The following is a 21,674-nucleotide window of genomic DNA, read 5'->3' on the forward strand; positions in this document are numbered from 1 at the left end:
AACGCGCTCAGCTCAGCGGGTTGACCAGCAGCAGTTCCGTGTTGTGGTCCGCGGGGTCCCCGACGCGGCCCAGATCGGTGTGGATGTCGTTGTACGACAGCTCCCGGTACAGCGACGCAAGCGCTTGCGGCGTCCGGGAACCGTAGTCCACGGCGTACGGTGCTTCGGCCTCGATCAACGTCGTGAACAGCGACAACGTACCGTCCGCGTTGTCCGCGACCTCGACGATCCGCGCGTGCTGCGGGAAGTCGATGTGCGACGCCGTGTTGATCTCCCAGAAGCCCTGCTGCGGCGTGTTCCCGGCGTGCGGGGTGATCTTGTTGAGGTGCGTGTGGCCGTTGACCCACGCCAGCACGTTCGGGAACCGCTTGAGCAGCGCGACGAACGCGTTGCCGTCCAGGCGCGGGTCGAGCAGGTGGCGCGAGTCCGGCAGCACGTTGCCCATCGTGCCGCTCGTGTGGTGGCTGAACAGCAGGAACAGCTCGTCGGTGACGTCGTGGGTGACCTTGCGGCCGAAGAAGTCGTAGTACGTCGAGCTGCCCCGCTTCAGCGTCGCCTCGACCCAGCTGTACTGCGCGAGGCCGATCGAGCCGTCGGCGAACCCGGCGTCGGTCGTCGTGTCGAGGCTGATCCCGGTGATGCCCGGGGCGATCCGGAACGTGTAGTAGACGATCTTGCCGTCGGCGTTGGCGCTGGTGAAGCCGTGCCCGACCGGGCCGGGGCCGGTGTTGGCGGGGTCGAGGTGCGCGCGGACGAACTCGCCGGTGTCGAACGGGCGGCGCCGCGCGTCCGGCGTCACTTCGCGGATGGTGCCCGAGCCGCCGAACAGCTCGGCGACCGGCACGCTGGAGCCGGGGTTCTTGATGGCGGCGGCGAGCTTCTTCGCGGTGCTCTCGTCCTTGCCGATCACCTTGTAGCGCCCGGTGTACCAGGCGTCGATGCCGGGGATCTGCGCCGGCAGCGAGCCGACGATGCTGTCGTCGTGGTTGCCGAACGTGCAGAACCACGGGACGTCGAGGCCGGGCGCGGTGAACGTCTTGATGCCGGCTTCGAGCAGGCCGGGCAGCTGCGGGAAGCCCTTGGCGGAGTAGTCGTCGCTCCCCGGCTTGCCGGGGTTCCAGAACTCGTGGTTCCCGGAGTTCTGGACGCCCTCGTAGGCGTTCGGGTCGCCGGAGTTCGGCGTGACGCTGCCGCCGTTGAGGACCTTGAGGAACCAGTCGAGCTCGATCAGCTCGTGGTTGTCGGTGTTGTCGCCGGTGGTGACCATGAGGTCGAACGGCCGCCCGGTGAACGGGCCCTGCCGCACGCTGTTGACGCGCTCGACCAGCGCGCTGGTCGCGACCGTGCCGAGCGCCTCCTGCGGCCGGTGCGCGGAGCCGATGAACGGGTGCAGGTACTCGAACCGCGCCGGGCTCTCGGTGTCGGTGATGTGCAGGTCGGTGAACTGCACGAACGCGCTGAGCGCGCGGCGGCGGTCGTCGCGCCCGGCCTTCGGCGCGGCGAGGTCGGCGCGGACGACGAGCGGCCAGCCGGGCCCGGCGGACAGGCGGCTGTAGGCCGAGGTGCCGCCGCCCGTGGCGACCTGCTCGAGGGTCGTGCCGGCGGTGGCGACCGAGCGGGTGCTCGTGAGCCGCAGGGCGCGGTCGAGGGCGTTCGCGGTGGGCGTGCACAGCAGGAGTCCGAGACCGGCGGCGCCCGCGGTGGCGAAGGTGCGCCGGGTGAGTTCGGCCATGGTTGTTCGCTCCCCAGATTCTCGGTTGCCCAGCACCGTGCCGGACGCCGGTGTCCGGTCGGTAAACGTGACGTTTCGAGCCACCCTGTCACAGGTGTCAGGGCGGGGAGTACCGCCGAACGTCGTGGTGATTTCGGGCGAGGGGGACCGCTCAGCAGGCGATGCCGCACGCGGTGCCGGCCGCGGCGAACAGGCCGAAGAAGAACAGCATCACGATCACCGCCGGGATCACCGCGAGGATGCCGCACACCAGGCCCGCGATGCCCATGCCCTTGCCCGTGTAGCCCGGCCGGTCCGCCTGCAGCATCCCGGCCCACGACAGGCCGATCGCCAGGAAGCCGAGCACGAGGTCGAGGAACGGGGCCCAGAACAGGACCAGCGCGACGATGCCGACGACCATGCCCGCCACCGCCATCCCACTGGTGGTCAGCGGCTGGTACCCCGGGTAGGGCTGCTGGACGTAAGAGCCGTACGGCTGCGCCGCGTAGGGCTGCACCGGGTACGGCGCCGAAGGCGGGTACGCAGGGTTCACCGGCTGCTGATCCGGCTGGTAAGGGTCGTAATTGGTCACAGCGCACCCACTTCTGTCCGTCCCCAGCGGAAGTCGCCCGGACGGTGCTGCACGTTACTCAGCCCGTCAGACCGGACTCCGTCACCCCACGGACCAGGTAGCGCTGCAGGAACGCGAACAGCAGCACGATCGGCAGGATCGACACGGCCGCCGCGAGGAACAGCAAGTTCAGCTGCGGGTTCTGCGCCGTCAGCAAGCCGGACAGCGCCACCTGGACGGTCCACGAGTCCGGGGACTGGGCGATGATCAACGGCCACAGGAACGCGTTCCAGCTGCCGATCACCGTGATCACCGCGATCGCCGCGAAGAACCCCTTCGAGTTCGGGACCACGATCCGCCAGAACACGCCCCATCGGCTCAGCCCGTCGACCCGGCCCGCCTCCTCCAGCTCGCGCGGGAAGTCCAGGAAGTACTGCCGGAACAGGAACACGCTGAACGCGCTGAACAGCCCCGGGATCACCAGCCCGCGGAAGTCCGACAGCCAGCCCAGCGACGAGACCACCACGAAGCTCGGCACGAACGTCACCGACGTCGGGATCATCAGCGTCGCCAGCACCGCGTAGAACACGAACCGCGAGTGCCGGTACGGGATCCGGGCCAGGCCGTAGCCCGCCGCCGAACAGATCACCAACAGGCCGAGGGTCTGCACGACCGCCACGATCGCCGAGTTCAGCAGGCTGCGCGCGAAGGGGACGTCGTCCAGCGAGAAGAGCTTCGAGAAGTTCTCCCAGTGCACTGTGGACGGGAAGAAGGTCCACCGCGGAGCGGTGATCTCCGCCCGGGACGCCAGGCCGTTGCGCACCAGCAGGTAGAACGGCAGCAGGAACAGCACCGCCGCGAGCACGAGCGAGACCCACCGGAACAAGGCTTTCATGACAACCGCCCGAAGCGGAAGACGCGGCCCTGCAGCAACGTCACGAGTGCGATGATCAGCGCCAGGATCACCGCGCCCGCGCTGCCGCGGCCCAGGTCCTGGCCGCCCGAACCCAGCGACGTGTAGTACAGGTACACCAGCGGTGGCCGGGCGAACGGCGGGTAGCCGCGGGAGTCGCCCATGATGTTGTAGAACTCGTCGAACGCCTGGTAGGCGTTGATCAGGTTCAGCAGGAGGACCGCCACCGCCGTCGCGCGCAGCTGGGGGAGCGTGATGTACCGGAAGACCTGCCAGCCCGGCTTGGCGCCGTCGAGCCACGCCGCTTCGTACAGGTGCTTCGGGATCCGTTGCAGCGCCGCGATGAACAGGATCATGTAGAACCCGAGCTGCAGCCACAGCCGCGCCGTCGCCAGGACGATCCAGTACAGCGGCGGGTCGACTGTCCCCGTCCAGGCCACCGGATCCGCGCCGAAGAGACCGAGCACCGTGTTCGCCAGTCCGTATCGGACACCGGAGAACAGCGAAGTCTTCCAGATCAGCGACGCCACGACGTACGAGCACGCGAACGGCAGGAAGAACACCGACCGGAAGAACGCGCGCGCGAACCGCAGCTGGTTGACGCCCAGCGCGAGAGCCAGCGACAGCGCGAAGGTCAGCGGCACGATGAACACCGCGAACACGCTGAACGTGCCCAGGCTCGACAGGAACGGCTCGTCGGTCAGCATGTGCCCGTAGTTGTCGAGCCCGACGAACTCCGTCGGTGCCACGGTGTTGCGCGCGTCGAAGAAGGACAGGTACGCGCTCCAGCCGATCGGCAGGTACGCGAACACCGCCAGCCCCAGCAGGAAAGGCCCGACGAACAGCCAGAACGCGCGCGCGTCGCGCCGCTTCACCCGAACAGGCGCTTCAGCTCGGACTTCGCGACCTCCACCGCCGTCTTGGTCTGCGCGACCGGGTCCGCACCCTCCTTCGCGATCTTCGCGACCGCGTCGGACAACGCCGTGTTCGCCTGCTGTGTCCACACCGGACCGCCGACGAGGTGGCCGTTCTCCCGGACGAACCGGGCGGCGTCGGCGGCCGGTCCCGTCGCGAGGCTGTTCGCCTGGCCGACCAGGCTCTGCCGCGCGGGGACGTGGAAGCCGAACTTCGTCGCGAACTCCAGCTGGTCGTCGGTCTTGTCGATCCACAGCCACTTCACGAACGCCTTGGCCTCGGCGACGTGCGCGCTCTTGGCGTTGACCATCGCGCCGTACGCGCCCACCGGTACCGAAGGCGCTCCACCGCCGTCCAGCTTCGGGAACGGCAGGACGCCGAAGTCGTCGTCGAAGGCCTGCCGGATCTTCGGCACGTTCCACAGCCCGGTCCACTGCATCGCGGCGAGCCCGTCGATGAAGGCGCCGGGGTCCGACCAGTCCGCCGGCGCGCCGAGCAGCAGGGAACCGTTGGCGTTCAACGTGTGCAGCTTCGCCAGCGCGGTCGCCGCGCGCGGGTCGTCGAAGCCGACCTCGCGGTTGCCGCTCTTCAGGTAGTCGAGGCCCGCCGACCACAACAGCGGCCCGGTGAGGACGCCGACGCCGCCGTCGTTGCCGGCGAACAAGCCTTTGACGCCGTCTTTCGACAGCTTCGCGGCCGCGTCGATCAGCTCGTCGACCGTCTGCGGCGGCTGGACGCCGGCGGCCTGCAGCAGGCTCTTGCGGTAGAAGAGCACCTGCGTGTCGACGGCTTGCGGGATGCCGTAGACCTTGCCTTCGACGGTCTGCGCGGCCAGCACGGCGGGGCTGAAGTCGTTCCGGACCGGCGCGATGACGTCGTCGAGCGACACCACCTGGTTCTGCCGCACCCAGTCGATCTTGACCTGCGCCTCGAAGACGTCCGGCACGGCGCTGTTCTGCAGCGCGGTGACGATCTTCGAGTCGTAGTCGCCCGGGTTCCACTGGACGTTCACGGTCGCGCCCGGGTAGCTCGCGGCGTACCGCTTGACGGCTTCCTGGACGCCGTCCTCGCCGTACGCGTGGTACCACTGCTGGAGCGTGACCTTCGGGGCGTCGGACGGCGGCGGGCCCGCCGAGTACGCCGTCGACGGCGGTGCGGTGCCCTGCCGTCCCGTGTTCGACCCGCAGGCCGCGGTCAACGCGCCGACGCCGGCGAGCGCGAGAAAACTCCGCCTGTTATGCATCCCCAGAACCCCTCCGACGTGCTCTGAAGGCCACCATGAGGGAGGTAGGTTCCCCCATGGTGGCCGTCCCAAGCGTGCAGACTCGCCGGAGATTTACCCGTTAGAGCTGGGCGATGTCGAGCTTTCCCTCGGAGTAGGACGCGCGGATCCGCTTCTTGTCGAACTTGCCGACGCTCGTCTTGGGCACTTCGTCCACGAACGTCCAGTTCTCCGGCAACTGCCACTTCGCGACCTTGTCGGACAGGAAATCGCGCAGCTCCTCGGGCGTGGCCGTCTGGCCCTCCTTGAGCACCACGGCGACCAGCGGCCGCTCGTCCCACTTCTCGTCGGGGATGCCGACGACCGCGGCCTCGGCCACCGCCGGGTGGCCCATGACCTGGTTCTCCAGGTCGACCGAAGAGATCCACTCGCCGCCGGACTTGATGACGTCCTTGGCGCGGTCGGTCAGCGTCAGGTAGCCGTCGGCGCTGATCTTGCCGACGTCCCCGGTGCGCAGCCAGCCGTCGTGGAACTTGTCGGGATCGATGTCGGACCCGCCGTAGTAGCTGCCGGCGATCCAGGGGCCCTGGACCTCGAGCTCGCCGACGGCCTCGTTGTCCCAGGGCAGCGCCTCGCCGGAGTCGCCGATCAGCCGGGCCCGCACGGACGCCGGGAACCGGCCCTGCGTGTAGCGGTAGCGCCAGGCGTCTTCGCCGGTCGCGCCGGCCGGCGGGCGGGCGACGCTGCCCAGCGGCGACGTCTCGGTCATGCCCCAGGCGTGCAGGATCGACACCTTGTGCTTCTCCTGGAACGCGTGCATCAGCGACGGCGGCACGGCCGACCCGCCGACGACGACTTCGCGCAGGTGGGAGATGTCCTGCGGGTTCGCTTCGAGGTGGGCGAGCAGGCCCTGCCAGACGGTCGGGACCGCGCCGGCGAACGTCGGCTTCTCGGCGGCCAGCATCGCGGAGATCGGCGCCGGCTGGAGGAAGCGGTCCGGCATCAGCAGCGACGCGCCGACCATCAGCGCCGCGTACGGCAGGCCCCACGCCATCGCGTGGAACATCGGCACGATGGCCAGCGCCGTGTCGCTCTGCGCGAGGTTCATGCTGTCGCTCATGCAGACCTGCATCGAGTGCAGCCAGATCGACCGGTGCGAGTAGGCCACACCCTTGGGGTCACCCGTCGTGCCCGAGGTGTAGCACATCGCGGCGGCCGAGCGCTCGTCCACGTCCGGCCAGTCGAAGGTGTCCGGCTGCTCGGCCAGCAGGTCGGCGTAGGCGTGCACCTGGACGCCGTCCGGCGCCTGGAGGGCCGCCGCGTCGCCGTTGGCCACGATGACGTGCCGGACCGTCTTGAACTCCGGCAGCTGCTTCGCCAGCAGCGGGACCAGCGTGCCGTCGACGATGACGACCTGGTCCTCGGCGTGGTTGGCGACGAAGGTCAGCTGCTCCGGGAACAGGCGGATGTTCAGCGTGTGCAGCACGGCGCCCATCGCCGGGACGGCCAGGTAGGCGGCCATGTGCTCGGCGTTGTTCCACATGAACGTGCCGACGCGCTGGTCGCCGGTGACGCCGAGGCTCCGGAGCGCGTTCGCGAGGCGGGCGGCGTTGCGGCCGAGGTCGCCGTAGGTCTCGCGCCGGGCTTCTGAACCGGTCCAGGTGATGACTTCGCTCGCCGAGTGCACCGAGGTGCCGTGTTTGAGCAGGTTCGCCAGCGACAGCTGGCCGTCCTGCATGGTGCTCAACATGGTCGCTCCCGGGGGTCGTTCGCCGGTGGACTGGGGTTGCGCCGACTCTAGTGCGGATCGGGTGAAGCGGGCATGGTCGACTACGGCTCCGTTCGGTCACGGTCGTCGCGCGATCGGGCGACGACCGGACGATGATCAAGATCATCAATTTTTGCGCTTTTCCTTATAGGCGAGGAAATGCGCGCCGTAACGGAGGCTCCACTTCCGGGTGAGTCTGGCCACTCCGGCCACTTCTTGGGAGCGTTTCCGCAGGCCGGAGCGGGTTGCCCGGTATCACCTCCGGGGGTAATAAGTGCGTGTCGGTTGCACGGCCGCGAAGCCGGTGGCGTTTACTGGGGCCGTGGCAAGAGACGGCTGAGCAGCGCTTGCAGGAGCAAGCACTCAGAAAAGCTGTCGGCCGCGAAAGCGGAGACCTGAGAGGAAAGGACACTACGTTGGCTCTGCCTACGTTGACTCCGGAGCAGCGCGCCGAGGCCCTGGCCAAGGCCGCCGAGGCTCGCAAGGCGCGTTCGGAGCTGCTCGCGTCGATCAAGTCCGGCAAGGAGAGCATCGAAAAGGTGCTCAAGCAGGCCAAGGAGAACAAGACCATCGGGAAGACGAAGGTCACCCAGCTGCTGAAGGCCGTCCCCGGCCTCGGCGCGGTGAAGGTCGCCGCCCTGCTCGAGCAGGCCGGAATCGACCCCGACCGGCGTGCGGCCGGCCTGGGCGAGCGCCAGCGCGAGGCGCTCATCGACGCGCTCAAGTAGCTCGTCGTCAGGAGCTCACGCGAGGGGAGTGTCGCTCGTGACACTCCCCTCGCGGATCTCCCGAAGCCTGGGACGCTAGGTCTTGTGAGTTCTCCTGACCCGGCGATCCCGGCTGACCTCGCCGCCCGCTACCAGCGTGGCGACTTCCTGTTCACCACGGCCCGGCGCGCGCTGCTCGCGCAAGGCACGATCCGCACCGTCACCGAAACGGACCCGCGACGGCTCGCCTCGGCGATCCCCGGTGTCCTGGCCGCGACGGGTGCCCCGCTGGCCGTCGGCATCCTGCCGTTCGACACCGGGCCCGACACCAAGGTGCCTGGCCACCTCGTCGTGCCCCGGACCGTCCACCGCGCCGAGGGTGCGCCTTCGTTCACCCGTGAAGTCCTGCCGGCGCCCGTGCGGGTGCGTGCGGTGCCCTCACCCGCGCAGCACATGGCCAACGTGCGGGCCGCGGTCATCGCCCTGGGCGAGCGTGACCTGCGGAAAGCCGTCCTGGCCCGCGCTCTGGACCTCGAGTTCCCTTCGCCGGTGCCCGCCGAGCGCGTCGTGCGCAACCTGGCGGTAGGCAACCCCCGGCACTTCACGTACGCGGCCGAGCTGCCCGGCGGCCGCACGCTCGTCGGCGCCACGCCCGAGCTGCTGCTTCGCCGCACCGGCCGCACGGTGTTCTCGTCGCCGCACGCGGGCTCGATGCCGCGCTCGGCCGACCCGGCGACCGACCGCGCCAACGGCGAGGCGCTGCGGACGTCGCGCAAGGACCAGCTGGAGCACGCGGTGGTGATCGACTACCTGGTCGAGGCGCTGCGGCCGTTCTGCCGGACCCTCGAAGTCCCGGCCGAGCCCGAGCTGGTGACGACCCCGGCGATCTGGCACCTGCGCACCCCGATCACGGGCGAGCTGGCCGACCCGGACATCACGGCGCTGGACCTGGCGGCGGCGCTGCACCCGACGCCGGCGATCTGCGGCACCCCGACCGAGGGGGCGCGCGAGCTGGTCCAGGAACTGGAGCCGTTCGACCGCGACTACTACGCCGGAGCGGTCGGCTGGGTCGACGCGGCGGGCGACGGCGAGTGGGCGGTGGCGATCCGCTGCGCCGAGATCGCGTCGACGTCGATGCGGCTGTACGCGGGCGGCGGCATCGTGGCGGCGTCGGACCCGCAGGCGGAGCTGGACGAGACGACGGCCAAGTTCCGGACGCTGCTGGCGGCGATGGGCCTGGAGGACAGCGTCTAGGGAACCCAGCGCTCCTCGGTCACCGACAGCTCGTCGGTGGTCAGGACCGCGATGGCCGCCCGGTAGCCGTCCGCGGCCTTGAGGTCCGCCAGCCGCGTGCGGGCCGGGTCCAGCGCCGCCTCGCCCGACTCCACCAGCCTCGCCGGTTCGTCGAAGCGGGAGAACGTGATGCTCTTCAGCGGGATGCGCAGGCCCTTGCCGGTGGCCTTCATCACCGCTTCCTTGCGCGTCCAGTAGACGAAGAACGCGTTCGCCTTCTCCGCGTCGGTCAGGCCGGTCAGGTGGGCCGTCTCCGCCGGGCTCAGCGCGTACTCGATCAGGCCGTCGTCGGCCTTCCGGGTCGCGGTCTCGACGTCCAGGCCGACCGGGACCGACGGCGTGGCCGCGACGCCGATCAGGTCGCCCGAGTGCGAGATCGACAGCGTCAGGTCCTCGCCCGGGACGTGCGGGCGGCCGTGCTGCTTGCCGCAGTCTTCGCAGGTCGCGTCGAACTTGACCGCTTCGACCGGGATCGCGAGCCGCTCGGCCGCGACCGTCTTGGCCAGCACGCGCCCGGTGAGGAAGCGGCGCTTGTCGGCGTCCTGCCGGTAGGCCTCGAACCGGCCTTGCTCGACGTCGTCCAGCAGACGCAGGAAGCGCTCTTCGACGGGCAGCGGGGACGACCAGCGGACCACGATCTCCATCACGTCCCCGATCCTCCCGGGCGCCGGAGCGCTTGTCACGAATTCGGGGAGAGGTCTGGGGTGATTGCCGGGACGGTGCGGCGCTGCTCGGCAGGGGGCGAGTGGTCGTCCGTGGCTGCCGAGGCCTCACGGGCGCGGCGGGCGGGTGCGGATTGCGGCTGCGTGGTCGGCGCGCGGCTGCCCGCGTGGCGCTGCGGCGTCCGGGGTGCAGGCCGCGCCGGCCCCTGGGTGCTGCCTCCCGGGCGCCGGAGCGCTTGTCACGAATTCGGGGAGAGGTCTGGGGTAATCCCGCCGACAGGAGGTACCCTGGGGCTAAGCAAGCGCTTAGCCAGTGTCGGAGGAGCAGCTCACCCATGGACTTTTCTCTCAGCACCGAAGAACGGGAAGTGCGCGACTGGGTCCGCACGTTCGTCCAGCGGGAGCTGATCCCGCTCGAGCAGGAGGTCCTGCGGCGCGAGCGCGCGCACCAGCCGGGGTTGACCGGCGAGGAGCTGAAGGACCTCCAGCTCAAGGCGAAGGAGTCCGGTTTCTGGGGCGTGCTGACCCCGGAGGAGTACGGCGGCATGGGTCTGTCCGCCGTGATGGCCGCGCTGCTGGAGGCCGAGCTCGGCCGCACCTTCGTGTCGTTCCGCTTCGGCGGTGCCGCCGACAACATCCTGTTCCACGCCAACGAGGAGCAGAAGCAGACCTACCTGCTGCCGACCATCTCGGGCGAGCGCAAGTCGTGCTTCGCGATCACCGAGCCGGGCGCCGGGTCGGACGCCAAGGCCATCCGGACCACCGCCCGCAAGGACGGCTCCGACTGGATCATCAACGGCGAGAAGACCTTCATCACCGGGGGCAACGAAGCCGACTTCACGATGGTCTTCGCGATCACCGACCCGGAGAAGGGCGCGAACGGCGGCGTCACGTGCTTCCTCGTCGACCGCGAGGCCGGCTGGAAGTCCGAGTACATCGACACCATGGGCGAGTGGGGCCCGGCGTCGCTGATCTTCCAGGACGTCCGCGTCCCGGAGACGCAGATCCTCGGTGAGGAGGGCCGCGGCTTCGAGCTCGCCATGCAGTGGATCGGCCAGGGCCGCTACCTCCTGCCGGCGCGCGCGATCGGTTCGTGCGAGCGGCTGATCACCATGGCCATCGAACACGCCAACACGCGCGAGACGTTCGGGCAGAAGATCGCCGAACGCCAGGCCATCCAGTGGATGATCGCCGACTCCGGCGTCGAGCTCGAAGCGCTGCGGTGGCTGGTGCTCAACGCCGCCTGGCAGGTCGACCAGGGCGTCGACTCGCGGCACGCGCAGTCGATGGCGAAGCTGTACGGCGGCCAGAAGGCCAACGAGATCGTCGACCGCGTCCTGCAGATCCACGGCGGCATGGGCTACACGCGGGAGCTGCCGGTCGAGCGCTGGTACCGCGAGCTGCGGCTGCTGCGCATCTACGAAGGCACCGACGAGATCCAGCGCCGCACGATCGCGCGCAACCTGCTCAAGGGGCACGTGAAGGTCGGCGGCGTCCTGGGCTGAGCCCCTCCGAAACGCGTGAAGCCGTCAAGGCCGCCTCTTCCGGCGGCCTTGACGGCTGTTCGGCTGCGTGCTGCTTACTGCTTGTTGCGAATGGCGATCGGGACGCCCGCGAGGTCCTCTTCGTTGCACAGGAGCTTCACGTCGTAGTACGGCGAACCCTGGCGGTCGTCGTAGTCGAGGTGGATGGCCAGGACGTCGAGCGGCTCGCCCAGCCATTCCTGCGCCTGTCGTAGCCACGCGGAGCACCGCTCCAAGGCGGTGGGGAGATCGTCATCACGGAACTCGACGGGGCGATAGGGGACATCCTGCACCTGATCGCGGGGGTGTGCCGGCGCCGGGAGGCCCGGCGCGAGACCCGAGTCGTCCAGTTCCAGTTGGATCGTTTCCTCAGTCACCCTTCGAGCGTCCCCCACGCACGCCGTCTGGGCAAGGCGTACACAGGTAAAAGCGCCGCTAAACGGACATGCCCCACTCTTTCGCGACGATTTCCCGGCACCGTCGCAAGTCGGCTACACCCGGCGGTGCGGTGCAGCCCAGCGCCCGCGAGACCAGCTCCGCGTAGTGCTCGGCGAGCTGGTCCAGCGCCAGCGGCCCGCGCGGGGAGTACCACCGGGCGACCCCGCTGCACATCTCCAGCAGTGCGAGCCGGGTCACCGCCGGGTGTTCGGTGTGGAAGACCCCGGCCACGATGCCTTCTTCGATCGCCGCGGCCCACAGGTGTTCGTACGCGTCGCGCAACGCCACCACCGGCTCGCGCGCAGCCGGGGACAACACGTCGACTTCGTTGTCCACCACCCGGGTTTCCGCCGGGCCGACCGCGTGCGCGAGCACGTGCAGCGCGACCAGCGTGCGCAGCCGGTGCACCGGATCCGGGCTGCCGGCCGTCGCCTCGCGGGCCGCGTCCAGCAGGCGGTTCAGCGCAGTGTGCATGATCTCCGCGAGCAGATCCTCCTTGGTGCCCATGTAGTGGTACAGGCTCGCCGACGAGAGTTCGGCCTCCTGCGCCAGATCGCGGATGCCGGTGCCGTGGAAACCCTTGGTGGCGAACAGCTTCACCGCCGCCGCGCGGACGCGCTCCCGGCTGGTCACAGCCATGTTCCCGCCTTCGCGTCCCACGACTCCGCGCGCGGGTCGGCGACCTTGCGCAGCTCGCCCTTGGCGACGCGCTCCGACGGCGTCATCGGCAGCTCGCCGGCGAACGCCCAGAACCGCGGAACCTTGAAGTACGCCAGCTTTTCCGAGCAGAACTCCACCAGCTCGGCGGGGTCCGGGCGCTCGCCGTCGCACACGAGGTACGCCTTGATCTCCTCGCCGCGCAGCTCGTCGGGCACCGCGACGACGGCGGCCAGCTTGACCGACGGGTGCAGCAGCAGCGCGCGCTCGACCTCGTCCGCGGACACGTTCTCGCCGCTGCGGCGGATCATGTCCTTGGTGCGGCCGACGTAGTAGACGCGGCCGGCGGCGTCCATCCGCGCGAGGTCGCCGGTGTGGAACCAGCCGTTCTCGAACGCCTTCGCCGTCGCGGCCGGATCGTCGTGGTAGCCGTGCATCAGGCCGATCCCGCGGATCAGCAGCTCGCCGGTTTCCCCGCGCGGCAGCGGCTTTCCGTCGGCGCCGGCGATCATCGCCTCGCGGTCGCGGCTCGGCCGTCCGATGCAGCCGGTGCCGACGGTCTCGTCGTGGTCGGCGGCGGTCATCCGGATGTCGCCGCCGGTTTCGGTCATCCCGAACGCCTCGTACCACGGCACGCCCCAGCGCTGTTCGAGTTCGGCGTGCAGGTCGTGCGGGATCGCGGACGCGCAGATCGCCCGGACGCGGTGGTCGCGGTCGGCTCCGGACGGTTCCTGGCGCAGCAGCAGCGTCGGCATCAGGCCGAGGCAGTAGAACCACGTGACGCCGTGCTCGCGGACCTTCGCCCAGAACGTGCTGGGGTGGAAGCGGTCCAGCACGACGAGGGTGGCGCCGGCGGCGAGTCCCAACGCGACGTTCCACTGTGGATCGATGTAGTGGAACGGCTGGGCGGTCAGCATGACGTCGTCCTCGCCGACGGCGGGGAAGTCGGTCGCCAGGCTCACCGCGAGGGTCGTCCAGTAGCGGTTCGGCAGGACGCAGCCCTTGGGCGCGCCGGTCGTGCCCGAGGTGTACTGGATGTTGACCGGAAGCTCCGGCACCGGGGTGAACTCCGGCGGCTCGGCGCCGGAGCGGAGCCGGTCCGGGGTGACGACCTCGGTCAGGCCGATCCGGCCGAGCAGGTCCGTGAACTCCGCGGCGGCGACCACCAGTTTCGCGCCGGAGTGGCGGAGGACGTGGGCGCCGTCGAACTCCTGGTAGTTCGTGTTGACCGGCACCAGCTGCGCGCCGATCTTCGCCAGCGCCAGCCAGGTCAGCGGGAACTCGGGCTGGTTGCGCAGCATCACCGCGACCCGGTCGCCGACGCCGATGCCGCGCTCGGCCAGCGCCGCGGCGATCCGCGAGCTTTCGCGGTCGACCTCGGCGAAGGTGAATACCTGGTCGAGGTGGTCGAACACCCAGGCCGTGCGGTCCGGCCACAGCCGCGCGGCCCGCGTGACGAGCTGGGCCAGCGTCCCGATCTCGGCGAGCGGGGTCATCCCCGGCTCCGGAAGGCTTCCGTCGACGCGGCGACCGCGGCCGAGGTCTCGGTGATCAGGGCGTGGCTGACCTCGAGTTCGAGCGCCGGCTCGACGTCGATCGGAGCGTCGAGGACGCGCTTGGCCATCGCCGCGGCCGCGGGCGGGTGCTCGGCGATCCGCTTGGCCCAGCTCAGCGCCTCGGCCTGGAGCTGGTCGGCGGGGACGGCGGCGTTGACCATGCCCAGCTCCGCGGCCTTCCGGCCGTCGAAGCGCTCGCCGAGCAGCAGGAGCTCCTTCGCCTTGAGCGGGCCGACGAGCAGCGGCAGCAGCCGCGACGCCGCGCCGGTGACGCTCAGGCCCAGCGAGACCTCCGGGAACGCGAAGACGGCGTCCTCGGCGGCCAGGATCAGGTCGCAGCCGAGTGCGAACTCCGCGCCGGCGCCGATCGCGTAGCCGTGCACCGCCGCGATCACCGGCTGGCGCAGCCCGCGCAGCCGCCGCGTGACGTCCTGGAGCCGGTCCAGCCGCGCCCGCGAGTCACCCGCGGGGGTGGGTTCCTTGAGGTCGTGGCCGGCGCAGAAGGCGCGCCCGTTGCCGGACAGCACGACCACGCGGGCGTCACTGCGGGCCGCCGCGTCCAAGGCGGTGAGGAAGTCGTCGACCAGCACGGCGGCGACCGCGTTCAGCCGCTCGGGCCGGTTCAGCCGGATGTGCGCGATGCCGTCTTCGACGGCGAAGTCCACGGTGGGCATGAGGGCGATGCTAGACGTTCGATCGATCGATCGATAGCCTCTGGACTTATGAAGGTCGACGCGGTCTACGAGAACGCGACAGTGTGGACGGGCGCGGGCGTCACCAGCGCTCTTGCCGTCCTGCACGGCCGGGTGGTCGCGCTGGGCGACGATGCGCGTGCACTCTCCGCGCGCTCGCGGGTCGACCTCGCGGGCGGGTTCGTCGTGCCCGGCTTCCACGACGCGCACAACCACATGGCGTGGTTCGGGATGGGCCTCGACGACGTCGCGCTGGGCGGCTGCCGCAGCGTCGAGGAGGTCTACGACGCCGTCGCCGCGCGCGCCGCCACGCTGCCGCCCGGGAGCTGGGTGGTCGGCAGCGGGTACGACCAGAACAAGCTCGACGGCGGGCACCCCGACCGCCACGGCCTCGACCGGGCGGCGCCGGGGATGCTCGTGCGGCTCAAGCACACGTCCGGGCACATGACCGTGGTCAACTCGGCCGTGCTCGACCAGCTCGACCTGGCGAACGTGCCGGTCGGCGGCGACGTCGTGCTCGACGCCGACGGCTCGCCGACCGGCCTGCTGCGCGAGCAGGCCCAGCTGCTGCTGCGGCCGCTCACCTACCCGACCCCCGTCGACCGGGTGGTGCGCGGGCTTGAGCGCGCGTCCGAGCGGTACCTGAGCGAGGGCATCACCAGCGTCCAGGAAGCCGGGATCGGCGGCGGCCTGGTCGGCGAGACCCCCGCCGAGCTGGCCGCCTACCAGGAGGCGCGCGACCGCGGCGTCCTGCGCGTGCGCAGCACGGTGATGGTCGCCGCGAGCGTGCTGCACGACCTGCCCGACGACGCCGGCTTCGGCCTCGACCTCGGCCTGCGCACCGGCCTCGGCGACGAGTGGCTGCGTGTCGGCCCGATGAAGTTGTTCGCCGACGGCTCCCTGGTCGGGCGCACCTGCGCGATGCACGACCCGTTCGACGGCGAGCCGGGCAACCGCGGCTACTTCCAGGTGCCCGAGGACGAGCTGACCCGCACGATCCGCCGCGCCCACGAGGCCGGCTGGCAGATCGCGACGCACGCCATCGGCGACCGCGCGATCACCGTCGTCCTCGACGCCTACGAAGCCGCGTTGGCCGCTTCGCCGCGCACGGACCACCGCCACCGCATCGAGCACTGCGCGGTGCTCCAGCCGGCGGAGCTGACCCGGCTCGCGTCGCTCGGTCTCATCCCGTCACCGCAGGGCCGGTTCGTCAACGAGCTCGGCGACGGCATGCGCGCCGCGCTCGGCGAGGCCCGCGTCCCGTGGTGCTACCGGCTGCGAAGCGTCCTCGACGCGGGTTGCGTGCTTCCCGCGTCCTCGGACCGGCCTGTCGTGAACGGCGCGCCACTGCTCGCGCTGGCCGACATGGTGCGTCGGCGCACGGCGTCAGGCGCCCCCTTCACGCCCGAAGAGGCGTTGACGCCGGAGCAGGCGTTGCGCGCGTACACGTACGGCTCGGCGTACGCGACCTTCGCCGAACGTGACCTGGGCACGCTCGAACCCGGGAAGCTCGCCGACTTCGCCGTGCTGTCCGGTTCGCCCCTGGACGAGTCCGCTTTGGACGACCTCACCGTGCAGGGCACCGCCGTCGGCGGCGAACTGCGTTATCAAGCGTGATGGCTCACTTCCCCTCCACGAACTCGAGTGCCTCTTCCGCCAGCGCGGACCAGGGCTGTGCCGAGCCCGTGTCCAGCGCCAGCCACTCCTTCATCGGGGTGCCCTTGTTGGCGTCGAAACGCACCCCGTGCCCGCCCTCCACGAGCTCGTCGACCCTCGGCCGGGGCAGCTTCAGCACCAGCTGCCCGCGGACGAACATCGCGAAGATCCGGCCGTGCGCGCGCAGCGCCGTGCGCCCGAACCCGCCGGTCGCGCCGGGTGGCGTGATGCCCGGGCGTCCGGTGAACTCGTCGACCAGGTCCTCGAACTTCTCCTCCGGCGACATCGACCACCTCCGTCTCTTCCACGCCCGACAGTAACGACCACCACCGACAAAACCGGGAGGCGAGATGCCCGTCCGCGACGCTGTCTTCGAAGACATCGAGGAGATCTGCGCGCTCATCGAGGAGCACGCCGTCTACGAGGACAACCACGACCTGAAGCTCGACCGCGCCGAGATGAGCGGGCACCTCTTCGGGCCGGACCCGAAGGCGTGGGTGCTGATCGCGACCCCGCCCGGCGAGCCCGGCACGGTCGCCGGCTTCGCGTTCTGCAGCTGGAACTTCTCCACGTGGGAGGCCCGGCCGGGGATCTGGCTGGACGACCTGTTCGTCCGCCCGGCGCACCGGCGCTTCGGGCTGGGCAGCGAGCTGCTCGACGAGCTGCGCAACCGCACGAGCGGCCGCGTCGAGTGGGACATGCAGGCGGGCAACGAGAAAGGCGAAGCGTTCTACGCCCAGCTCGGCGCCGAGCCGGTCCCGGGGTGGATCCGCTACCGCTGGCGGCCGTGAACTTTCACGAGAAAGTACCCCGCCCCGTAAAGTATGCGGCATGGGAGATGGTTCGGTCCGGAGGTCCTCGTCGGTCGAGGACTACGTCCGGGTGATCTACGGCCTGGTCGAGCGGGGTGAGGCGGTCACCAACACGTCGCTCGCCGGCCGGCTGGAGGTCAGCCCGTCCTCGGCGTCGGGGATGGTCACGAAGCTGTCCCAGCTGGGGCTGGTCACCCACGTGCCGTACCGCGGGATCGAGCTGACCGCCGACGGCAGGCTCCTGGCGCGGTCGGTGCTGCGGCGGCACCGGCTGATCGAGACGTACCTGGTGTCCGAGCTCGGCTACACGTGGGACGAGGTCCACGCGGAGGCGGACGCGCTGGAGCACGCGGTGTCGGATCGCCTGGTCGAGCGCATCGCGGCGAAGCTGGGCAACCCGGTCCGCGACCCCCACGGCGACCCGATCCCGGCCCCGGACGGCAGCGTGGAGGAACTGGCGGTCCGCATCCTCGACGACCTCGAGCCGGGCGCGGTCGGCGAGATCGTCCGGGTGTGGGACACGGACCCGGAGCTGCTGCGCTACTTGACGGAACACGCGATCAACCTGGGCGAACGCATCGAGGTCGTGGAGCGGCAGCCGTTCGGGGGACCGATGGTGGTGAAGGTGGGCTCCCCGCCGGATGCCGCCACGCACGCCATCGGCAAGGAGATCGCGCAGGCCCTGTCGGTCACCCTGCGCTGAGGGGCGTACGCGCGAGTGACGTCGTGGAGCGGATGTGGTGACGCGCCCGCGACCGCGACCATGGCCGCATGAAACCCTTCCGCTTCGGTGTCGTCGCCGGGTTCTCGTCCGATCTCACCTCGTGGACCGCTCAGGCCGAACGGATCGAGAAGCTGGGCTTCGACACCCTGCTCGCCACCGATCCCGTCGGTTCCGCCGATCCCTTCGTCCTCCTCGGGGCCGCCGCCGCGGTCACGCTGGATCTCACCATCGGCACCTTCGTGCTCGCCGATCCCTTCCGGGACGCGAAAGCCCTCGCCTGGCAGGTCCAGACCCTGCACCAGCAGACCGGCGGTCGCTTCGAGCTCGGCCTCGGCGTCGGGCGGCCCGGTGCCGGGGCGCACGCCGAAAACCTCGGGCGGGAGTTCGGCGGACCGGGTGAGCGCATCACACGGATGGCGGAGACGATCGCCGTCCTCAAGGAAACCGCGGACCGGCCGCGGCTGGTGCTCGCCGGCGGGGGACCGAAAATGCTGGCGCTCGCCGCGCAAGAAGCCGACACCCTCACCTTCACCTGGGCGCCGAAAACCACCGAAGCCGAGGCTGAGTCCATTGTGGATCGATTCCGTAAGCTTGCTGAGGAACGCCTGCCGGACATCGAGCTCGGGCTGAACCTGATGGCCGTCGGGGACGCGCCGTCGCCCGGAATCGCGCGGTGGGCCGGGGTCGACGTCCCCGAGCTCGCCGCCGCCGGAGCCGTCACCGTGCTGCCCGCCGATCCAGGTCAAGCGGCGGAAAGGCTTCTCGGCTGGCGGGAGCGGTGGGGGATTTCCTACGTGACGATCAACTCGGGCTACGCCGAACCGTTCGCCGAGATCGCCGCGCGGGTGCGGCTCGCAGGTGGGTGAGGGCCCTTCCGATCTTGCGAAGCTGGGCCTACGCTCCAATTTTCGTACTCGGGAGTGCTTCGGAGCGTTGTGATGACCGGTCAGCGAACTCGCACCATCGACCGGGGGGAGCAGGCGGAACTGGGTCACCTCCTGGCCGCCGGGCCGTTCGACGTCGCGTTGCGCGCGGCGATCAGGGCTCGCGGCCTCGGCCTCGACCGGATCCGCTATCGCTTGCGCGGCAGGGGAACCACGGTCAGCCTGGCCACCCTCAGCCATTGGCAGTCCGGGCGGTGCCGGCCCGAGCGGCCGGAATCGTTGGAGGCGTTGCGGAATCTCGAAGACATCCTGAACGTGCCGGACGGCTCGCTCAGCAAGCTCCTCGGCCCGCCGCGCAGCAGGACCCGCTTCCACGCGCAGCCGCCGACGCTCAATTGAGCGGTACCAACGGAAATCCGCTCACGTGAGCACGTAGGCTCGGCCGCATGCGAGCTGTGGTCATGGAGGAGTTCTGCGTCCCGCCGGTCGTGCGGGACGTGCCGGAGCCGGTGGCGCCGCCCGGTGGCGCGGTGATCGAGGTGGACGCCACCGGCGTCTGCCGCAGCGACTGGCACACGTGGCAGGGCCACGACCCGGCGGTGCGGCTGCCGCACGTCGCCGGGCACGAGCTCGCCGGCCGCCTCGTCGCGCTCGGCGAAGGCGTCCGCGGGTGGGAGCTCGGCGCGCGCGTCACCGTGCCGTTCGTCTGCGCGTGCGGCACCTGCCCCCAGTGCGCCCGCGGCGACCAGCAGATCTGCGACCGCGAGTTCCAGCCCGGCGCGACGCACTGGGGTTCCTTCGCCGAGCGAGTCGCCATCGGGCACGCCGAGACGAACCTCGTCGCGCTGCCGGACTCCCTCGGCGCTGCGGAAGCCGCCGCGCTCGGCTGCCGCTTCGGGACGGCGTTCCGCGCGGTGCTGCGGCAGGGCCGGGTCAGCGCCGGGCAGTGGGTCTCGGTGTACGGCTGCGGCGGCGTCGGCCTGTCGGCGGTGCTCCTGGCCGTCGCGGCGGGCGCGAAGGTCGTCGCTGTCGACGTCTCGCCGTCGGCGCTCCAGCTGGCCGCGAAGTCGGGCGCGACGCTCACCGTCGACTCCTCGGCGTTCGACGGCCCGGAAGCCGTCGCCGCGCACGTCCGCGAGCTGACCGGTGGCGGCGCGCACGTCTCGCTGGACTGCCTCGGCGCGCCGTCGACCTGCGCGGCGTCGGTGGGCAGCCTCCGCAAGCGCGGCCGGCACGTCCAGGCCGGGCTGATGCCGCCCGCGCAGGGCATCGCGCCGATCCCGATGCACCGGGTCATCGGCGGCGAACTCGAGCTCGTCGGCATCCACGGGCTGCAGGCCCACGAGTACCCGGAGCTGCTGCGGGTCGTCGAGGCGGCCGGCATCGACCTCACCGCGCTCATCGGGCGGCGGATCGGCCTCGACGACGTCCCGGCCGCGCTGGCCGCGATGAACGACCCCGTGCCGGCGCACGCGGGCGTCACCGTTGTGACGTTTCGTGACTGATCCGCGGCGCCCAGGTCAAGTGACCGGTTCGTAGCTGATCCACGCTGGTCTTGTGACATTCAGGTGTGGGAACGTCTAGTGCATGGTGGCCCAACGCGAGGGGATTCGGCCGCAGGAGCGCCCGGTTGGTCCGTTCGGGCGGCTCCTGCGGCTGTTCGCGGCCGCGGGTGTGACGTTCCGCGGTCACCGCGTCGTGCCCTCGACGATCACCGAACGTGTCCGGCGGGAGTCTCCGGCACAATCGAGGTGATGGACGCCCTCCTGCCGCGCCCGCGCGCCGAACTCGCGCCCGGTGCCGTCCACGTGCCCGACTGGCTCGGCTTCGACGAACAGCGCGAGCTGGTCGCCGCTTGCCGCGGCTTCGCCGGCTACCGCCACACCCGGCTGCCCAACGGCGGCGTGATGTCGGTGAAGTCCGTCTGCCTCGGCTGGCACTGGTACCCGTACGGCTACTCGCGCACGACCGGCGAGGGGACGCCGGTGCTGCCGTTCCCGGACTGGCTCGGCGACCTCGGCCGCCGCGCGCTGGCGGACGCCTACGGCGAGGCTGAGGCGTACGAGCCGGACATCGCGCTGGTCAACTTCTACGACGCCACCGCGAAGATGGGCCTGCACCAGGACAAGGACGAGCGCAGCCTGGCACCGGTGGTCTCGTTCAGCCTCGGCGACGCGTGCGTGTTCCGGTTCGGCAACCCCGAAACCCGCGGCCGGCCGTACACCGACGTCGAGCTGCGGTCGGGTGACGTGTTCGTGTTCGGCGGCCCATCCCGGCTCGCCTACCACGGCGTCCCGAAGACGCTGCCGGGCACGGCGGACCCGGCGCTCGGCCTGACCGGACGGCTCAACATCACCCTGCGCGTGTCGGGTCTCTAGTCCTCTGTGGACTCTTCGTCTTCCGGCACCACGATCAGCCGGACGGCGACCGCGCGCGAGCCCGGCGGGTGGTGGCCCGGCTCGGTGACGTACTTCCAGAGCAGGTTCTGGTACTCCTCGACGAACGACGCGATCTGCTCCTTCGTCAGGGTCAGGCCGCCGCGGTAGATCTGGTTCCAGCCCTTCGCGTCGTCGTAGCCCGCGTACGCCCGCGTGACCAGGCTGATGTCGTGGCTCATCTTGAGCGCGCCGAGCTTCTGGGCGGCTTCGCGCTCGTCCGGCGTCAGCTCCAGGCCGGGTGGGGTGTAGATGTCCTTCGTCAGCGACCGCCACCAGCGTTCGCGGCCGGTGGAGCGCTCCTCGATCTCCGCGATCAGGTCGAGGTCGGCGAGCCGACGCAGGTGGTAGCTGGTCGTCCCGGTGCTCTCGCCGAGGGCCTTCGCGACGCTCGTCGAGTTCGCTTCGCCGTGTTTGCCCAGGTAGGACAGGATGTCGCGGCGCACGGGGTTGGCGAGTGCCTTGGAGAAGGCCTTGAGGTCCGCGCCGGTGAGGACGCGGCGTTCGGGACGGTCGACCATGGCCGGAGCCTACT

The 21,674-nt window shown here is 70.6% G+C and carries 23 protein-coding genes; 10 read left to right on the forward strand and 13 right to left on the reverse strand.

What is annotated here, in order from left to right:
* Positions 1–7: 7 nt before the first annotated feature.
* The 6 genes from ACWEVP_RS32155 to ACWEVP_RS32180 all read right to left on the reverse strand — a co-directional run bounded on the left by ACWEVP_RS32155 (position 8) and on the right by ACWEVP_RS32180 (position 7,082).
* On the reverse strand, positions 8–1,732 hold the full coding sequence (locus tag ACWEVP_RS32155) for a TIGR03767 family metallophosphoesterase (RefSeq protein ID WP_452066301.1): 1,725 nt from the start codon (positions 1,730–1,732) through the stop codon (positions 8–10).
* 151 nt (positions 1,733–1,883) lie between these two features.
* Entirely contained in the window at positions 1,884–2,303 is a 420-nt protein-coding gene (locus ACWEVP_RS32160) for a DUF4190 domain-containing protein (RefSeq protein ID WP_452066302.1), read from the reverse strand.
* 58 nt (positions 2,304–2,361) lie between these two features.
* Complete coding sequence (locus ACWEVP_RS32165; RefSeq protein WP_452066303.1) at positions 2,362–3,177, reverse strand: carbohydrate ABC transporter permease; 816 nt, start codon at positions 3,175–3,177, stop codon at positions 2,362–2,364.
* Positions 3,174–4,070, reverse strand: coding sequence for a carbohydrate ABC transporter permease (locus ACWEVP_RS32170; RefSeq protein ID WP_452066304.1), 897 nt, complete (start codon positions 4,068–4,070; stop codon positions 3,174–3,176). Before ACWEVP_RS32170 ends, ACWEVP_RS32165 begins: the two co-directional genes overlap by 4 nt.
* Positions 4,067–5,353 (reverse strand): ABC transporter substrate-binding protein, encoded by a 1,287-nt coding sequence (locus ACWEVP_RS32175; RefSeq protein ID WP_452066305.1) that lies wholly within the window; start codon positions 5,351–5,353, stop codon positions 4,067–4,069. The genes ACWEVP_RS32170 and ACWEVP_RS32175 overlap by 4 nt, the downstream gene beginning before the upstream one ends.
* Before the next feature lie 100 nt (positions 5,354–5,453).
* Positions 5,454–7,082, reverse strand: coding sequence for a long-chain fatty acid--CoA ligase (locus tag ACWEVP_RS32180; RefSeq protein ID WP_452066306.1), 1,629 nt, complete (start codon positions 7,080–7,082; stop codon positions 5,454–5,456).
* A 434-nt stretch (positions 7,083–7,516) separates the two neighbouring features.
* Here ACWEVP_RS32180 and mihF point away from each other — a divergent pair, with 434 nt between their 5' ends.
* A complete protein-coding gene (gene mihF, locus ACWEVP_RS32185; protein WP_051767699.1) occupies positions 7,517–7,828 on the forward strand; it encodes an integration host factor, actinobacterial type in 312 nt (103 codons plus the stop codon).
* An 84-nt stretch (positions 7,829–7,912) separates the two neighbouring features.
* Entirely contained in the window at positions 7,913–9,061 is a 1,149-nt protein-coding gene (locus ACWEVP_RS32190; protein WP_452066307.1) for an isochorismate synthase, read from the forward strand.
* On the opposite strand, the gene ACWEVP_RS32195 is transcribed toward ACWEVP_RS32190, so the two are convergent.
* Positions 9,058–9,744 carry a 4'-phosphopantetheinyl transferase family protein gene (locus ACWEVP_RS32195; protein WP_452066346.1) on the reverse strand — a complete coding sequence of 229 codons (687 nt, stop codon included), beginning with the start codon at positions 9,742–9,744 and terminating at the stop codon, positions 9,058–9,060. The genes ACWEVP_RS32190 and ACWEVP_RS32195 overlap by 4 nt on opposite strands.
* Positions 9,745–10,097: 353 nt before the next feature.
* Between ACWEVP_RS32195 and ACWEVP_RS32200 the strand changes: the two genes are divergently transcribed.
* Positions 10,098–11,267: an acyl-CoA dehydrogenase family protein gene (locus ACWEVP_RS32200; protein WP_452066308.1), complete on the forward strand. Its 1,170-nt coding sequence runs from the start codon at positions 10,098–10,100 to the stop codon at positions 11,265–11,267.
* 74 nt (positions 11,268–11,341) lie between these two features.
* Here ACWEVP_RS32200 and ACWEVP_RS32205 read toward each other — a convergent pair whose 3' ends face one another.
* The 4 genes from ACWEVP_RS32205 to ACWEVP_RS32220 are packed head-to-tail and all read right to left on the reverse strand — an operon-like array spanning position 11,342 to position 14,610.
* Positions 11,342–11,662, reverse strand: coding sequence for a hypothetical protein (locus ACWEVP_RS32205; RefSeq protein WP_086680390.1), 321 nt, complete (start codon positions 11,660–11,662; stop codon positions 11,342–11,344).
* 58 nt (positions 11,663–11,720) lie between these two features.
* Complete coding sequence (locus ACWEVP_RS32210; protein ID WP_452066347.1) at positions 11,721–12,356, reverse strand: TetR/AcrR family transcriptional regulator; 636 nt, start codon at positions 12,354–12,356, stop codon at positions 11,721–11,723.
* Positions 12,353–13,876: an ATP-dependent acyl-CoA ligase gene (locus tag ACWEVP_RS32215; RefSeq protein WP_452066309.1), complete on the reverse strand. Its 1,524-nt coding sequence runs from the start codon at positions 13,874–13,876 to the stop codon at positions 12,353–12,355. The genes ACWEVP_RS32210 and ACWEVP_RS32215 overlap by 4 nt, the downstream gene beginning before the upstream one ends.
* Complete coding sequence (locus ACWEVP_RS32220) at positions 13,873–14,610, reverse strand: enoyl-CoA hydratase/isomerase family protein (RefSeq protein ID WP_452066310.1); 738 nt, start codon at positions 14,608–14,610, stop codon at positions 13,873–13,875. Before ACWEVP_RS32220 ends, ACWEVP_RS32215 begins: the two co-directional genes overlap by 4 nt.
* Before the next feature lie 48 nt (positions 14,611–14,658).
* On the opposite strand from ACWEVP_RS32220, the gene ACWEVP_RS32225 reads away from it, so the two are divergent.
* Entirely contained in the window at positions 14,659–16,245 is a 1,587-nt protein-coding gene (locus tag ACWEVP_RS32225; RefSeq protein WP_452066311.1) for an amidohydrolase, read from the forward strand.
* A gap of 4 nt (positions 16,246–16,249) precedes the next feature.
* On the opposite strand, the gene ACWEVP_RS32230 is transcribed toward ACWEVP_RS32225, so the two are convergent.
* Positions 16,250–16,570: a hypothetical protein gene (locus ACWEVP_RS32230; protein ID WP_452066312.1), complete on the reverse strand. Its 321-nt coding sequence runs from the start codon at positions 16,568–16,570 to the stop codon at positions 16,250–16,252.
* Positions 16,571–16,634: 64 nt separating this feature from the next.
* Between ACWEVP_RS32230 and ACWEVP_RS32235 the strand changes: the two genes are divergently transcribed.
* The 6 genes from ACWEVP_RS32235 (at position 16,635) to ACWEVP_RS32260 (ending at position 21,082) form a co-directional block, all read left to right on the forward strand.
* A complete protein-coding gene (locus ACWEVP_RS32235) occupies positions 16,635–17,075 on the forward strand; it encodes an N-acetyltransferase family protein (RefSeq protein ID WP_449663231.1) in 441 nt (146 codons plus the stop codon).
* Between the two features lie 40 nt (positions 17,076–17,115).
* On the forward strand, positions 17,116–17,799 hold the full coding sequence (locus ACWEVP_RS32240; protein ID WP_257920794.1) for a metal-dependent transcriptional regulator: 684 nt from the start codon (positions 17,116–17,118) through the stop codon (positions 17,797–17,799).
* A 68-nt stretch (positions 17,800–17,867) separates the two neighbouring features.
* Positions 17,868–18,686, forward strand: coding sequence for an LLM class flavin-dependent oxidoreductase (locus ACWEVP_RS32245; protein WP_452066313.1), 819 nt, complete (start codon positions 17,868–17,870; stop codon positions 18,684–18,686).
* A 72-nt stretch (positions 18,687–18,758) separates the two neighbouring features.
* Positions 18,759–19,103, forward strand: a complete 345-nt coding sequence (locus ACWEVP_RS32250) for a transcriptional regulator (RefSeq protein WP_452066314.1) — start codon at positions 18,759–18,761, stop codon at positions 19,101–19,103.
* Between the two features lie 47 nt (positions 19,104–19,150).
* Entirely contained in the window at positions 19,151–20,209 is a 1,059-nt protein-coding gene (locus ACWEVP_RS32255; protein WP_452066315.1) for a zinc-binding dehydrogenase, read from the forward strand.
* A 249-nt stretch (positions 20,210–20,458) separates the two neighbouring features.
* Positions 20,459–21,082: an alpha-ketoglutarate-dependent dioxygenase AlkB family protein gene (locus ACWEVP_RS32260; RefSeq protein WP_452066316.1), complete on the forward strand. Its 624-nt coding sequence runs from the start codon at positions 20,459–20,461 to the stop codon at positions 21,080–21,082.
* Here the strand turns inward: ACWEVP_RS32260 and ACWEVP_RS32265 are convergent.
* Positions 21,079–21,660 carry an ArsR/SmtB family transcription factor gene (locus ACWEVP_RS32265; RefSeq protein WP_452066317.1) on the reverse strand — a complete coding sequence of 194 codons (582 nt, stop codon included), beginning with the start codon at positions 21,658–21,660 and terminating at the stop codon, positions 21,079–21,081. The two genes, ACWEVP_RS32260 and ACWEVP_RS32265, sit on opposite strands and share 4 nt — an antisense overlap.
* Positions 21,661–21,674: the final 14 nt, after the last annotated feature.

This window comes from Amycolatopsis sp. NPDC003865, assembly GCF_053605345.1.